Annotated in this window: 11 protein-coding genes and 1 tRNA gene; 7 read left to right on the top strand and 5 right to left on the bottom strand. The window is 68.7% G+C overall.

Going from position 1 to position 14,339, the window contains the following annotated elements; genetic code table 11:
- Positions 1–32: 32 nt before the first annotated feature.
- The 4 genes from AB0D94_RS13305 to AB0D94_RS13320 are packed head-to-tail and all read left to right on the top strand — an operon-like array spanning position 33 to position 4,377.
- Positions 33–962 (top strand): branched-chain amino acid ABC transporter permease, encoded by a 930-nt coding sequence (locus AB0D94_RS13305; RefSeq protein ID WP_362050308.1) that lies wholly within the window; start codon positions 33–35, stop codon positions 960–962.
- Positions 959–2,785 (top strand): branched-chain amino acid ABC transporter permease, encoded by a 1,827-nt coding sequence (locus tag AB0D94_RS13310; RefSeq protein WP_362050311.1) that lies wholly within the window; start codon positions 959–961, stop codon positions 2,783–2,785. The genes AB0D94_RS13305 and AB0D94_RS13310 overlap by 4 nt, the downstream gene beginning before the upstream one ends.
- A gap of 3 nt (positions 2,786–2,788) precedes the next feature.
- Positions 2,789–3,664 carry an ABC transporter ATP-binding protein gene (locus tag AB0D94_RS13315; protein WP_362050314.1) on the top strand — a complete coding sequence of 292 codons (876 nt, stop codon included), beginning with the start codon at positions 2,789–2,791 and terminating at the stop codon, positions 3,662–3,664.
- On the top strand, positions 3,661–4,377 hold the full coding sequence (locus tag AB0D94_RS13320) for an ABC transporter ATP-binding protein (RefSeq protein ID WP_362050318.1): 717 nt from the start codon (positions 3,661–3,663) through the stop codon (positions 4,375–4,377). The genes AB0D94_RS13315 and AB0D94_RS13320 overlap by 4 nt, the downstream gene beginning before the upstream one ends.
- 105 nt (positions 4,378–4,482) lie before the next feature.
- Here AB0D94_RS13320 and AB0D94_RS13325 read toward each other — a convergent pair whose 3' ends face one another.
- Positions 4,483–5,109 (bottom strand): response regulator, encoded by a 627-nt coding sequence (locus tag AB0D94_RS13325; RefSeq protein WP_362050364.1) that lies wholly within the window; start codon positions 5,107–5,109, stop codon positions 4,483–4,485.
- A 125-nt stretch (positions 5,110–5,234) separates the two neighbouring features.
- Between AB0D94_RS13325 and AB0D94_RS13330 the strand changes: the two genes are divergently transcribed.
- Positions 5,235–5,309 (top strand) — tRNA-Leu (locus AB0D94_RS13330).
- A 110-nt stretch (positions 5,310–5,419) separates the two neighbouring features.
- On the top strand, positions 5,420–6,163 hold the full coding sequence (locus AB0D94_RS13335) for a transcriptional regulator (protein WP_362050321.1): 744 nt from the start codon (positions 5,420–5,422) through the stop codon (positions 6,161–6,163).
- Between the two features lie 79 nt (positions 6,164–6,242).
- On the opposite strand, the gene pyk is transcribed toward AB0D94_RS13335, so the two are convergent.
- Positions 6,243–7,670 (bottom strand): pyruvate kinase, encoded by a 1,428-nt coding sequence (pyk, locus tag AB0D94_RS13340; protein WP_362050324.1) that lies wholly within the window; start codon positions 7,668–7,670, stop codon positions 6,243–6,245.
- A gap of 146 nt (positions 7,671–7,816) precedes the next feature.
- Positions 7,817–8,518, bottom strand: a complete 702-nt coding sequence (locus AB0D94_RS13345; protein ID WP_362050327.1) for an SIMPL domain-containing protein — start codon at positions 8,516–8,518, stop codon at positions 7,817–7,819.
- A gap of 150 nt (positions 8,519–8,668) precedes the next feature.
- Between AB0D94_RS13345 and AB0D94_RS13350 the strand changes: the two genes are divergently transcribed.
- Positions 8,669–10,456, top strand: a complete 1,788-nt coding sequence (locus AB0D94_RS13350) for a 5'-nucleotidase C-terminal domain-containing protein (protein WP_362050331.1) — start codon at positions 8,669–8,671, stop codon at positions 10,454–10,456.
- Positions 10,457–10,475: 19 nt separating this feature from the next.
- On the opposite strand, the gene AB0D94_RS13355 is transcribed toward AB0D94_RS13350, so the two are convergent.
- Positions 10,476–11,885, bottom strand: coding sequence for a SidA/IucD/PvdA family monooxygenase (locus AB0D94_RS13355; RefSeq protein ID WP_362050334.1), 1,410 nt, complete (start codon positions 11,883–11,885; stop codon positions 10,476–10,478).
- Positions 11,882–13,255, bottom strand: a complete 1,374-nt coding sequence (locus AB0D94_RS13360; RefSeq protein WP_362050337.1) for an aminotransferase class V-fold PLP-dependent enzyme — start codon at positions 13,253–13,255, stop codon at positions 11,882–11,884. The genes AB0D94_RS13355 and AB0D94_RS13360 overlap by 4 nt, the downstream gene beginning before the upstream one ends.
- Positions 13,256–14,339 lie beyond the last annotated feature (1,084 nt).

Consider the following 14,339-nt stretch of genomic DNA (forward strand, 5'->3'; position numbering starts at 1 on the left):
TCACATCCGTCGAAAGACTCGGAGGACCTGCGGTGCACGAACTGCCGCAACAGCTGGTCAACGGCCTGCTACTGGGATCCATGTACGGGCTCGTCGCCATCGGCTACACGATGGTCTATGGCATTGTCCAGCTCATCAACTTCGCCCACGGCGAGATCTTCATGACCGGCGGCTTCGGCGCGCTCACGGTCTGGCTGATGCTCCCCGGCGGCACCACCATGTGGGTAGCCCTACCGCTCATGCTCATAGGCGCGGTCATCGTGGCCACCACCATCGCCGTCGGCGCGGAACGCTTCGCCTACCGCCCCCTGCGCAACGCACCACGCCTCGCCCCGCTCATCACCGCCATCGGCCTCTCCATCGCCCTCCAGCAGGCGGTATGGGCCTGGTACCCGGGCGCCACCAGCTCCATCGTCTTCCCCGAGATCCCCGGCGGACCCTTCCACCTCGGAAACATCACCATCCAGACCGGTGACATCTTCCTGCTGATCGCCGCCCCCGTCTCCATGGCCTTCCTCGGCTTCTTCGTCAAGAAGACCCGCACCGGCCGCGGCATGCAGGCCACCGCCCAGGACCCCGACACCGCCAAGCTCATGGGTGTCAACACCGACCGCATCATCACCACCGCGTTCGCCCTCGGCGCCCTCTTCGCCGCCATCGGAGCCGTCGCCTACGGCCTCAAGTACGGCGAAGTCCAGTTCAAGATGGGCTTCCTCCTCGGACTCAAGGCCTTCACCGCCGCAGTCCTCGGCGGCATCGGCAACATCTACGGCGCCATGGTCGGCGGCCTCGTCCTCGGCCTCGCCGAGACCCTCACCACGGTCTACGTCGACGACATCCCCGGCCTCCAGCAGCTCGGCGGACAGTCCTGGGGCAACACCTGGGCGTTCGTACTTCTCATCCTCGTGCTCCTCTTCCGGCCACAAGGCCTGTTGGGCCAGCGCGTGTCGGACAGGGTGTGACCTCCATGACGACCATCACCGCAGACCTCACGAAGAACACCCCCGCCGAGGACAAGGGCTTCATAGCCCTCCCCGAGAAGACCGCCCGCGCCATGGCCACCGGCGGCGGCGCCCTCACCGTCCTCTCCGCCTTCCTCGCCTGGACCTGGACCTCCGCCTTCCCCGGCGACCTCACCGTCTACGGCTACCCCGGCGGACTCCAGTGGCTCGCCCTCATCGGCGGCGCCCTCACCGCCCTCTTCGGCCTCGCCTCCTACGGAGTCAAGGGCCTCAGCTGGCTCACCCCCGCCGGCGCCGACGCAGCGATCAAGCTCTCCGCCCTCGCCGCGTTCGCCGTCACCTGGTACACCGTCATCGCCATCGTGGTGAAGCTCGGCGCCATCGTCGACCTCGAACCCGGCGCCGGCGTAGCCGCCCTCGTCACCCTCGCCGCCGTCATCGGCGCCTTCGCCCTGCCCTTCAAGCGGCCGGTCCTCGAAGGCCCCGACCCCGACGACAACGACTGGGACAAGTTCAAGCACGAAGCCGGCAACACCTGGACCACCGTCAAGGCAGCCTTCGCCTCCGGACCCATCACCCCCGCGAAGGTCCTCCCCGCCTGGACCGAAATCCTCCTGATCGCAGCCGTCCTCGGCCTCGCGCTCACCGTCTTCACCTACGGCATCACCACGCCGTACCAGGAACTCTTCATCGGCTTCCTGATCACCACCGGCTTCGGCGCGGCAGCACTCAACAAGGCAGGCCTCATGGCCCGCCTCACCACCCTCACCGCCCGCCACCGCAACGTCGCCCTCGTCGGCGCCTTCGCCGCCGCAGCCGCCTTCCCCCTCACCCAGACCGACGACCAGTACGCGAGCCTCGGGGTCAACATCCTGATCTTCGCCACCGTCGCCCTCGGCCTGAACATCGTCGTCGGCCTCACCGGCCTCCTCGACCTCGGCTACGTCGCCTTCCTCGGCGTCGGCGCCTACACCGCGGCCCTCGTCTCCGGCTCCCCCAACTCGCCCTTCGGCGTCCAGCTGCCCTTCTGGGCCGCACTCCTCGCCGGAGCAGCCGCATCCATGATCTTCGGCGTCCTCATCGGCGCCCCGACCCTGCGCCTGCGCGGCGACTACCTCGCCATCGTGACGCTCGGCTTCGGAGAGATCTTCCGCATCTCCATGAACAACCTCGACGGCGTCTCCGGCCCCGACGTCACCAACGGCCCCAACGGCGTCGCCAACATCCCGAACATCAACCTCTTCGGGTTCGACTTCGGAACCGCACACACCTTCGCAGGCTTCACCATCGGCCGCTTCGCGAACTACTTCCTGCTGATGCTGGCGATCACCCTCATCGTGGTCCTCGTCTTCCGCCGCAGCGCCGAATCCCGCATCGGCCGCGCCTGGGTCGCCATCCGCGAAGACGAAACCGCCGCCGAAGCCATGGGCATCAACGGCTTCCGCGTCAAACTCATCGCCTTCGCCCTCGGCGCCACCCTCGCCGGCCTCGCCGGCGTCGTCCAGGCACACGTCCAGTACACGGTCACCCCCGACCAGTACCAGTTCGCCAACGCCGTACCCCCCAACTCCGCCTTCCTGCTCGCCGCAGTAGTCCTCGGCGGCATGGGCACCATCTCAGGACCCCTCGTCGGCGGATCACTCCTCTTCCTGATCCCCAACAAGCTCCAGTTCCTGGGCGAGTACCAGCTCCTCGTCTTCGGCTTCGCCCTCATCATCCTGATGCGACTGCGCCCCGAAGGCCTCATCCCCAACCGGCGCAACCAGCTCGAACTCCACGAGCAGGCTGCCGCTCCGACAGTCCTCGGCAAGGCAGGGGTCTGACCCATGACGACCACCACCACCGCCCCCACCACGGCGGAGACCGTCCTCGACGCACGTGGCGTCACGATGCGCTTCGGCGGCCTCACCGCCGTCAAGAACGTCGACCTCACCGTGCGCAGCGGCGAGATCGTCGGCCTCATCGGCCCCAACGGCGCCGGCAAGACGACCTTCTTCAACTGCCTGACCGGCCTCTACATCCCCACCGAGGGAGAAGTCCGGTACAAGGACACCGTCCTGCCGCCGAAGTCCTACAAGGTGACCGCCGCCGGCGTCGCCCGCACCTTCCAGAACATCCGTCTCTTCAACAACATGACGGTCCTGGAAAACGTACTCGTCGGCCGCCACACCCGCACCAAGCAAGGCCTCTGGTCCTCCCTCCTTCGCCTGCCCGTCTTCCACCGCGAAGAAGCCGCCAGCCGCGAAAGGGCCATGGAACTCCTGGAGTTCATCGGCCTCGCCCACAAGGCCGAACACCTCGCGCGCAACCTCCCCTACGGCGAACAGCGCAAGCTCGAAATCGCCCGCGCACTCGCCAGCGACCCCGGCCTCATCCTCCTGGACGAGCCCACCGCCGGCATGAACCCCCAGGAAACCCGCGCCACCGAAGAACTCATCTTCGCCATCCGGGACCAGGGCATCGCCGTCCTCGTCATCGAGCACGACATGCGCTTCATCTTCAACCTCTGCGACCGCGTCGCCTGCCTCGTCCAGGGCGAAAAGCTCATCGAAGGCACCGCCAGCGAAGTCCAGAGCGACGAACGCGTCATCGCCGCCTACCTCGGCGAACCCTTCGAAGGCGCCCCCGGCGCCGAAGAAGTCGCCGAGGTCGAAGCCGCCGAAGCGCACAGCACCACCAGCACGGACGGAGAGGCCAAGTGACCGCACTCCTTGAGGTCGAAGACCTCCGCGTCGCCTACGGCAAGATCGAAGCCGTCAAGGGCATCTCGTTCAGCGTCGACGCCGGTCAGATCGTCACCCTCATCGGCACCAACGGCGCGGGCAAGACCACCACCCTGCGGACCCTCTCCGGCCTGATCAAACCGCGCGGCGGCCAGATCAAGTTCATGGGCAAGTCACTCAAGAAGATCCCCGCGCACGACATCGTCGCGCTCGGACTCGCCCACTCCCCCGAGGGGCGACACATCTTCCCGCGCATGTCCATCGAGGACAACCTCCTCCTCGGCGCCTTCCTCCGCAAGGACAAAGAAGGCATCCAGCAGGACGTCCAGCGCGCCTACGACCTCTTCCCCATCCTCGGAGAACGCCGCAAGCAGGCCGCCGGCACCCTCTCCGGCGGCGAACAGCAGATGCTCGCCATGGGCCGCGCGCTCATGTCCCGCCCCAAGCTGCTCATGCTCGACGAGCCCTCCATGGGCCTCTCCCCGATCATGATGCAGAAGATCATGGCGACCATCGCCGAGCTCAAGGCCCAGGGCACGACCATCCTCCTGGTCGAGCAGAACGCCCAGGCCGCGCTCTCCCTGGCCGACCAGGGCCACGTCATGGAGATCGGCAACGTCGTCCTCTCCGGCCCCGGCCGCGAGCTCCTGGTCAACGAGGACGTCCGCAAGGCGTACCTCGGCGAGGACTGACACACCCCGCTCCACACACACGTGAGGCCCGCCTCCCCTCGGGGGGAGACGGGCCTCACGTACGTCCCGGGACCGTCAGCCCGGGACCGACAAACCCCGGGACCGTCAGCCCTGGGCCGCGTTCTTCTTCTCCTCGGCGTCCTCGATGACCGCCTCCGCGACCTGCTGCATCGACATCCGGCGGTCCATCGACGTCTTCTGGATCCACCGGAAAGCGGCCGGCTCCGTCAGCCCGTACTGCGTCTGCAGCACGCTCTTCGCCCGGTCCACCAGCTTGCGGGTCTCCAGACGCTGCGAAAGGTCCTCGACCTCCTTCTCCAGCGCCCGCAGCTCCGCGAACCGCGACACCGCCATCTCGATGGCGGGCACCACGTCGCTCTTGCTGAACGGCTTCACCAGGTACGCCATGGCCCCGGCGTCACGGGCCCGCTCGACCAGGTCGCGCTGCGAGAACGCGGTCAGCATGAGCACGGGGGCGATGGACTCCTCCGCGATCTTCTCGGCCGCGGAGATCCCGTCCAGCACGGGCATCTTCACATCGAGGATCACCAGGTCGGGCCGGTGCTCGCGCGCCAGCTCCACGGCCGTCTGCCCGTCCCCGGCCTCGCCGACGACGGAGTACCCCTCCTCCTCGAGCATCTCCTTCAGGTCCAGGCGGATGAGCGCCTCGTCCTCGGCGATCACGACTCGCGTCGTCAGCGGCGGAACGTGCGACTGGTCGGCGTCGGGCATGGGCGTCGACTCGTGCTCGGCGGTCACGGGGGCTCCTTGATGCGGGGCGTTACTGCTCCCCTGAGCCTACCTAGCTGCGGTAAGGTGGACTCGCAGCGGGTCGAGGTAAACCTTCGATTCGCGGGGCCCCGGTAGCCCAATTGGCAGCAGGCGATGGATTCAAAACCCATTCAGTGTCGGTTCGAGTCCGACCCGGGGCACTTTTCCTTCTTTTCCAAGGTCACGCGAGAACGCGTGACCTTCACTCTTTTCAGCGGCACAGAGCCGAAACGTGCGACGTAGACAGAATCCGCGCGGCAGCGTCGAGCACATGTACGACATGGATACCCGCAAGCGGACGCTGGAGCTTCTGCGAAGCGGCCGCAGCATGAACTCGGTCAGCAAGGAAACGGGGATATCCCGGGCAGCCATACGCGCCTGGCAGGTGCGCATCGAACCGCGCCCCCGCGTGGAACAGACGCCATGCTCGGGTCCGGGCGACCCGGCAGCATATGCCTACCTCCTCGGCCTCTATTTGGGCGACGGCTGCATCAGCCCCCACCCGAGGGGTGGCCACTATCTGCGCATCGCCTGCGCAGACGCATGGCCCGGCCTCATCGAGCAGTGCCGGGCAGCGATCCTGGCGGTCCGCCCGTCCGACAAGGTCTACGTGTTGCAGCGCCAAGGCTGCGTCAACGTCACCAGCTACGGTCGGCACTGGACATGCATGTTCCCCCAGCACGGGCCTGGCAAGAAGCACGACCGGCGGATCGCGCTCGAAGAGTGGCAGCAACAGATCGTCGACGCACACCCCTGGGAGTTCATCCGGGGACTGATCCACTCCGACGGGTGTCGGATCACCAACTGGACCGTCCGCAACGGCAAGCGCTACGAGTACCCGCGGTACTTCTTCACCAACAAGTCCGACGACATCCGTCGGCTCTGCACCGACACGCTCACCCAGGTCGGCGTCCAGTGGACGATCCTCGCCCGGGGCAGTGACCCCCTCAACGTGTCCATCGCCCGCAAGGCGTCCGTCGCGCTCATGGACGCGCACATCGGGCCGAAGTACTAGCGAAGGTCCCCGCCGGGCGCGTACCGCGTCGGGCTGTGCGGTGGTGCCCGACGCGGTGGGGTGGGGGTGTGGTCGGCGGCTAGCGGACGGCGTCGCCGATGTGGTGGATGCGGACGAGGTTGGTGGAGCCGCTGACGCCGGGGGGTGAGCCGGCGGTGATGACGACTACGTCGCCGGGTACGCAGCGGCCGATGCGCAGGAGTTCTTCTTCGACTTGGGCGACCATGGCGTCGGTGGAGTCGACGTGGGGGCCGAGGAAGGTTTCGACGCCCCAGGTGAGGTTGAGTTGGGAGCGGGTGGCGGGGTCGGGGGTGAAGGCGAGGAGGGGGATGGGTGAGCGGTAGCGGGAGAGTCGGCGGACGGTGTCGCCGCTCTGGGTGAAGGCGACGAGGAATTTGGCGTCGAGGAAGTCGCCCATTTCGGCGGCTGCGCGGGCGACGGCTCCGCCTTGGGTGCGGGGTTTGTTGCGTTCGGTGAGTGGGGGGAGGCCTTTGGCGAGGATGTCTTCTTCGGCGGCTTCGACGATGCGGGACATGGTGCGGACGGTTTCGACGGGGTATTTGCCGACGCTGGTTTCGCCGGAGAGCATGACGGCGTCGGTGCCGTCGATGACGGCGTTGGCGACGTCGGAGGCTTCGGCGCGGGTGGGGCGGGAGTTGTCGATCATCGAGTCGAGCATCTGGGTGGCGACGATGACGGGTTTGGCGTTGCGCTTGGCGAGTTTGACGGCGCGCTTTTGGACGATGGGGACTTGTTCCAGGGGCATTTCGACGCCGAGGTCGCCGCGGGCGACCATGATGCCGTCGAAGGCGGCGACGATGTCGTCGATGTTCTCGACGGCTTGGGGTTTTTCGATTTTGGCGATGACGGGGAGGCGGCGGCCTTCCTCGTCCATGATGCGGTGGACGTCTTCGATGTCGTGGCCGCTGCGTACGAAGGAGAGGGCGATGACGTCGGCGCCGGTGCGCAGGGCCCAGCGGAGGTCTTCGATGTCTTTTTCGGAGAGGGCGGGGACGGAGACGGCGACTCCGGGGAGGTTGAGTCCTTTGTGGTCGGAGACCATGCCGCCTTCGATGACGGTGGTGTGGACGTGGGGGCCGTCTACGGCGGTGACTTCGAGGGTGACGCGGCCGTCGTCTACGAGGATGCGTTCGCCGGTGGTGACGTCGGTGGCGAGTCCTTTGTAGGTGGTGCCGCAGGTGTGGCGGTCGCCTTCGTGGTCTTCGACGGTGATGGTGAACTCGTCGCCGCGTTCAAGGAGTACGGGGCCTTCGCGGAAGCGGCCGAGGCGGATCTTCGGGCCTTGAAGGTCGGCGAGGATGCCGACGCTGCGGCCGGTCTCGTCGGAGGCTTTGCGTACGCGCTGGTAGCGCTCTTCGTGTTCGGCGTAGGTGCCGTGGCTGAGGTTGAGGCGGGCGATGTCCATTCCGGCTTCGACCAGTGCTTTGATCTGGTCGTATGAGTCGGTGGCGGGGCCCAGGGTACATACGATTTTCGCTCGGCGCATAAGGCGAGCGTATGCCCCTACCAGGCAGTAGGAAATTGGTTCCGGGTGTCCACTCAACAACCTTTGTGCAAAAGCTTGTTGACAACTGTTGAATGTGCATGGGGGTGCTCTGATGAGCACCCCCGGGGGCCTGGCCGCGGGTGGTTTCAGAGCTGTGGCGGGGTCATGGTGAAGCGGGCGTTCACCTGGGCACAGACGGTCTGGCGCTGGGGTTCGAGGTCGAGGGGCGGGGCGCCTGCGTCTTCGGTGGCGCTGAAGGCCATGGTGCGCATTCCGGTGCTGGGGGAGGTCTGGAAGGGGGCTGCGTTCTCGGCGCCGAGGTCGGCGAGTTCGACGAGGGCGGCGAGTCGGGCGCCGAGGGCTTCGGCGTATTCGCGGGCGCGCTGGACGGCTTCGTGTACGGCTTGGCGGCGGGCTTCGCCGTGGGCGGGGGAGGTGGGGCGCAGGGCCCACCAGGGGCCGTCGACCTGGGTGAGTTCGAGGTCGGCGAGGCGGGTGGTGAGTTCACCCAGGGTGGTGAAGTCGTTGAGCTCGGCGGTGATGTGCACTCGTCCGTGGTAGGCGCGGATGCGTTCGCCTCGGCCGTGGCGGGTGAGTTCGGGGCTGATGGAGAAGGCGCCGGTTTCCAGTTTTTCGACGGGGTCGCCGTAGCTTTTGATGAGGTCGAGGACGGTGTTGTTGCGGCGGGTGAGGTCTTCGAGGGCGGTGCGCCGGTCGGTGCCGCGGGCGCTGACGGTGATGCCGATGCGGGCGATCTCGGGGTCGACTTCGAGGCGGGCTTCGCCGCGGACGGCGACGCGGGGGACTTCGGGGGTTCCGTAGGGCTGGTGCGTTGCGTCCTGGGTCATGGTTTCACTCTCGCACTGTCGTCTGTGGGGGTGTGGTCATCGGATCGAAACCTTGTGGGGGTGTTGTCCCTTGTTACCGCTGGGTCAGAATCTACGCGCGCTGTCTACGCGCGTTGTTGATGGCTCACATGGTTCACAAGGGGAGATGGCATGGCGTTCGACCGCAGGGCTTTTCTGGGTACGACGGCTGCGACGGGTGCGGCGGTGGCGCTGACGGGGGCTGCGGGTGCTCCGGCGGCTGCGCATTCGGGGCGGCCGCGGACGTACTCGTTCACGGTGATGGGGACGACCGATCTGCACGGGAATGTCTTCAACTGGGATTACTTCACGGACCGTGAGTTCGACGACAAGGCGCACAACGACGTGGGTCTGGCGAAGATCTCGACGTTGGTGAACGAGGTGCGGGCGGCGAAGGGGCGGCGCAATACGCTGCTGATCGACGCGGGTGACACGATCCAGGGCACGCAGTTGTCGTACTACTACGCGAAGGTGGATCCGATCACGGCGCGGCGGGGTCCGGTGCACCCGATGGCGCAGGCGATGAACGCGATCGGGTACGACGCGGCGGCGCTGGGGAACCACGAGTTCAATTACGGGATTCCGGTGCTGCGGAAGTTCGAGGAGCAGTGTGACTTCCCGTTGCTGGGGGCGAACGCGCTGGATGCGAAGACGTTGCGGCCGGCGTTCCCGCCGTACAGCATGCACCGGCTGAGGACTCCGTGCGGGCGGGATGTGAAGGTGGCGGTGCTGGGTCTGACGAATCCGGGGATCGCGATCTGGGACAAGGCGCACGTGCAGGGGAAGATGACGTTCCCGGGTCTGGAGGAGCAGGCGGCGAAGTATGTGCCGCGGCTGCGTTCGATGGGTGCGGACGTGGTGATCGTGTCGGCGCACTCGGGGTCGAGCGGTACGTCTTCGTACGGGGACCAGTTGCCGCATGTGGAGAACGCGGCGGGGCTGGTGGCGGAGCAGGTGGCGGGGATCGACGCGATCCTGGTGGGGCACGCGCACACGGAGATTGCCGAGTACCGGGTGAAGAACAGGGCGACGGGCAAGGACGTGGTGCTGTCGGAGCCGCTGAAGTGGGGGCAGCGGCTGACGCTGTTCGACTTCGAGCTGGCGTGGGAGAAGGGCCGCTGGTCGGTAGCGAAGGTTTCGGCGAGCGTGCTGAATTCGAATGCGGCGGCGGAGGATCCGAAGATCACGGGGCTGCTGTCGGACGAGCACCGCAAGGTGGTGGCGTACGTGAACCAGGTGATCGGTACGTCGACGCAGGCGATGTCGTCGGCGGAGGGTCCGGTGAAGGACGTGCCGGTGATCGATCTGATCAACCATGTGCAGGCGGAGACGGTGAGGGCGGCTCTGGCGGGTACGGAGTGGGCGGCGCTGCCGGTCGTGTCGCAGGCTTCGTGCTTCTCGCGGACGGCGGGGATACCGGCGGGGCAGGTGACGATCAGGGATGCGGCGGGCCTGTACCCGTTCGAGAACACCCTGGAGGCGCGGCTGCTGACGGGTGCGCAGCTGAAGGATTATCTGGAGTACTCGGCGCGGTATTTCGTCCGGACGGCTCCGGGTGATGTGGTGGATCCGGCGAAGCTGACGAACTCCGAGGGCATTCCGGACTACAACTACGACGCGGTGTACGGGTTCGCGTACGACATCGACATCGCGCAGCCGGTGGGTTCGCGGATCGTGGGGTTGTCGTTCCAGGGGCAGCCGGTGGATCCGGCGGCGCGGTTCGTGCTGGCGGTGAACAACTACCGGGCCTCGGGGGGCGGGAACTTCCCGCACGTCCCGCAGGCCAGGCAGTTGTGGGCGGATTCGGATGAGATCCGCAACACGATCGTGTCGTGGGTGAAGGCGAAGGGGACGGTGGATCCGGCGGGGTTCGCTTCGGTGGACTGGCGGCTGACGCGGGGTTCCGTGCCGGTGTTCTAGGGGTTCGCCCGGGCGTCTTCTAGGGGTGTTCGACCAGGGGGAGCAGTTCGCCCGCGGGCTGTGGGCGGGAGTGCTCCCTCTGTTCGAGGCCGAAGGTGGTGAAGGCGGTGCGGTGGGGCTGGGGGTAGGGCTCCTTGCCGGTGAGGGTGTTGAGGATGGCGGCGCTGCGCCAGGCGGCGAGGCCGAGGTCGGGGGCGCCGACGCCGTGGGTGTGGCGTTCGCCGTTCTGGACGAAGATGCTGCCGGTGACGGCGGGGTCGGTGATCATCCGGTAGCGGTCGTCGATGCGGGGGCGGCCGGAGGAGTCCTTGCGCAGGTAGGGGTCGAGTCCGGCGAGGAGGCTGCCGAGGGGGCGTTCGCGGTAGCCGGTGGCGAGGACGACGGCGTCGGTGGTGAGGCGGGAGCGGGTGCCTTGTTCCTGGTGTTCGAGGTGGAGTTCGACCTTGGTGGTGGCGACGCGGCCGGCGGTGCGGACGGTGACTCCGGGGGTGAGGACGGCGTCGGGCCAGCCTCCGTGGAGGGTGCGGCGGTAGAGCTCCTGGTGGATGGCGGCGATGGTGTCGGTGTCGATGCCTTTGTGGAGTTGCCATTGGGAGGGTACGAGGCGGTCGCGTACGGGTTCGGGGAGGGCGTGGAAGTAGCGGGTGTAGTCGGGGGTGAAGTGTTCGAGGCCGAGTTTGGAGTACTCCATGGGGGCGAAGGAGGGGGTCCGGGCGAGCCAGCTGAGGCGTTCGCGGCCGTGGGGGCGGGCGCGCAGGAGGTCGAGGAAGACTTCGGCACCGGATTGGCCTGAGCCGATGACGGTGACGTGTTCGGCGCCGAGGATGCGCGGGCGGTTGTCGAGGTAGTCGGCGGAGTGGATGACGGGGACGGTGGGGGCTTCGGCGAGGGGGCGCAGGGGTTCGGGGATGTAGGGGGTGGTGCCGATGCCGAGGGCGAGGTGGCGGGTGTAGGTGCGGCCGAGGGCTTCGGCTTCGCCGTCGGTGTCGAGTTGGGTGTAGTCGACTTCGAAGAGGTCGCGTTCGGGGTTCCAGCGAACGGCGTCGACCTGGTGGCCGAAGTGGAGTGCGGGGAGGCGGCCGGCGACCCAGCGGCAGTAGGCGTCGTATTCGGCGCGCTGGATGTGGAACTGCTCGGCGAAGTAGAAGGGGAAGAGCCGTTCCTTGTGCTTGAGGTAGTTGAGGAAGCTCCAGGGGCTGGTGGGGTCGGCGAGGGTGACGAGGTCGGCGAGGAAGGGGACTTGGAGGGTGGCTCCTTCGATGAGGAGTCCGGGGTGCCAGCGGAAGTCGCGGCGCTGGTCGTAGAAGGCGGTGGCGAGTTCGCCTGTTCCTTGGTGCGGGAGGCCGTGGGCGAGGGCCGCGAGGGACAGGTTGAAGGGGCCGATGCCGATTCCGACGAGGTCGTGGGGTGCATCGAGCTGGGCGGTCATCGGTGGGTGCTGCCTTCCAGGAGGGCGATGAGGGTGTCCAGGTCCCCCGCCGTGGTGTGGGGGTTGAGCAGGGTGGCTTTGAGCCAGAGGCGGCCGGCGGTGTGGGTGCGGCCGAGGACTGCGCGGCCCTCGTGGAGGAGGGTGCGGCGCAGGGCGGCGACCTGGGTGTCGTCGGCGTCGGTGGGCCGGAAGAGCACGGTGCTGATGGTGGGCGCCGAGTGGAGCTCGAAGCGGGGGTGGGCGTCGAGGAGTCGTGCGAGGTGGTCGGCGAGGTCGCAGGTGTGGTCGATGAGCTGGGCGAGGCCGTCGCGGCCGAGTGAGCGGAGGGTGGCGGCGATCTTGAAGGCGTCGGGGCGTCGGGTGGTGCGCAGGGAGCGGCCGAGGAGGTCGGGCAGGCCTGCGTCGGTGTCGTCGGTGGCGTTGAGGTAGTCGGCCTGGTGGGCGAGGGGGGCGAGCAGGGCGGTGTCGGGGACGGTGAGGAGTCCGGCGGCTACGGGCTGCCAGCCGAGTTTGTGCAGGTCGACGGTGATCGAGTGGGCGCGGTCGAGTCCGGCGAGTTTGTGGCGGTGGCGGGGGCTGAGGGTGAGGAGGCCTCCGTAGGCGGCGTCGATGTGGAGGTCGGCGCCGTAGTGGTCGCAGAGGTCGGCGATGGCGTGGAGGGGGTCGATGAGTCCGGCGTCGGTGGTGCCGGCGGTGGCGGTGACGAGGACGGGGCCGGGGGTGGTGGCCAGGGCCTGGGCGAGGTCGGTGGGGGCGAGGGTGCCGGTGGGGGTGGGCAGGGCGATGGCCGGGGGGAGGCCGAGGAGCCAGGCGGCGCGGGGGATGGAGTGGTGGGCGGCTGCGCCGTGGAGGACGGTGAGGTGGGGGCCGTGGCGTTCGCGGGCGAGGAGCAGGGCGAGTTGGTTGGCTTCGGTGCCGCCGGTGGTGACGAGGGCGTCGGGGTAGGGGGTGTCGTAGAACTCGGCGGCGAGTGCGCGGGTGAGGAGGTGTTCGAGGGCGGAGGCGGCGGGGGCCTGGTCCCAGGAGTCGAGGGAGGGGTTGAGGGTGCTGGCGGCGAGGTCGGCGGCGGTGGCGACGGCGAGGGGCGGGCAGTGGAGGTGGGCCGCGCAGAGGGGTTCGGCGGGGTCGGCTGCGCCGGCAGCCATGGTGTGGACGAGGGTCCGCAGTGCTTCGTGGTCGCCGGTTCCGTGGGCGGGCAGTACGTCGCCCAGTGCGGCCTGGACGCGGGCGGCCTGGGTGTCGGGGCCGCCGGCGGGGAAGGGGCCGCCGCGTTCCTTGGCTCCGGTGTGCAGGGCTTCGAGGACGGTGTCGAGGAGCGGCCGCAGGGCGTGGGGGCCGGTGGGGCCGCCGGCGAGCGGGGACGGTGTCATCGGAGTCCTCCGGGGGCGGGTTCGGCGCGTCGGCGCTGCCGGTATAACGATCCGACCCGAATGGGGTAACCGCCGGGGTTTGTCCGCCGTGTCCCTGCGGTCGGCTCGGCGGTGCGGTGCGGTTGGGCTGCGGTGCGGTTCGGCTGCGGTGCGGTTCGGCTGCGGTGCGGTTCGGCTGCGGTGCGGTTCGGCTGCGGCCGGGCTCCTGGGGCTCCGCCCCAGACCCCGCGCCTCAAACGCCGGCGGGGCTGGGTTTGGCTCCGCCGAAGCGGTGTGCCCTGCGGGCGGCCCGGCGGTGTCCGGTTCGGCCTTGGCGGGGCCTGGTCGACTGCGCCGGGCCTCCGCTGTGTGCGGTTGGTTCCGGTGGGGCCTGGTCGGTGGGGTCGGTCCGCGGTGCCCCTCCGGGCTGTCTCCTCGGCTCGCGCACTTAACCCGACCCGACGCCATCAGGCCAGGTTGCGCGCTCGTCCTGCGGGGACACCCCTGCACGGCACCACTCCCCTCCACCACGAGTTCCCGGACAACCGCCAGGCCCCGCTTCCGAAGCCGAGGCGTGGGACGGGGACGCGCAGGAGAGTCCCCGCAGGACGAGCGCGCAACCCAGGCCGGACACTCGCAGCCGGGGCTCAGTGCGCGAGCCGAGGAGACGCTCCGGAGCGGCCCCGGCCCACACCCAACGCCAAACCCAGCCCCGCCGGCGATTGAGGCGCGGGGCCCGGGGCAGAGCCCCAGCAACGCCGCCGCACCCCGCCAGGCCCCCCGCAGGGGAAGCCGCGGCCCCGGCCCACACCCAACGCCAAACCCAGCCCCGCCGGCGATTGAGGCGCGGAGCCTGGGACAGAGCCCCAGCAACGGCGCCACACCCCGCCAAGCCCCCGCAGGGGAAGCGGCGGCCCCGGCCCGCGCCCGACGCCAAACGCAGTCCCGCCGGCGATTGAGGCGCGGAGCCTGGGACAGAGCCCCAGCAACGGCGCCACACCCCGCCAGGCCCCCCGCAGGGGAAGCCGCGGCCCCGGCCCACACCCGACGCCAAACCCAGCCCCGCCGGCGATTGAGGCGCGGGGCCTGGGGCAGAGCCCCAGCA

The organism is Streptomyces sp. NPDC048255, assembly GCF_040652415.1.
GTDB lineage: Bacteria > Actinomycetota > Actinomycetes > Streptomycetales > Streptomycetaceae > Streptomyces.

Excerpts from the sequence above, each read along its gene's own strand:
- AB0D94_RS13325 (WP_362050364.1), bottom strand. The coding sequence starts at position 5,109 with ATGCCCGACGCCGACCAGTCGCACGTTCCGCCGCTGACGACGCGAGTC.
- AB0D94_RS13355 (WP_362050334.1), bottom strand. The coding sequence starts at position 11,885 with ATGACCGCCCAGCTCGATGCACCCCACGACCTCGTCGGAATCGGCATC.
- AB0D94_RS13335 (WP_362050321.1), top strand. The coding sequence starts at position 5,420 with ATGTACGACATGGATACCCGCAAGCGGACGCTGGAGCTTCTGCGAAGC.
- AB0D94_RS13360 (WP_362050337.1), bottom strand. The coding sequence starts at position 13,255 with ATGACACCGTCCCCGCTCGCCGGCGGCCCCACCGGCCCCCACGCCCTG.
- AB0D94_RS13315 (WP_362050314.1), top strand. The coding sequence starts at position 2,789 with ATGACGACCACCACCACCGCCCCCACCACGGCGGAGACCGTCCTCGAC.
- AB0D94_RS13350 (WP_362050331.1), top strand. The coding sequence starts at position 8,669 with ATGGCGTTCGACCGCAGGGCTTTTCTGGGTACGACGGCTGCGACGGGT.
- AB0D94_RS13345 (WP_362050327.1), bottom strand. The coding sequence starts at position 8,518 with ATGACCCAGGACGCAACGCACCAGCCCTACGGAACCCCCGAAGTCCCC.
- pyk (WP_362050324.1), bottom strand. The coding sequence starts at position 7,670 with ATGCGCCGAGCGAAAATCGTATGTACCCTGGGCCCCGCCACCGACTCA.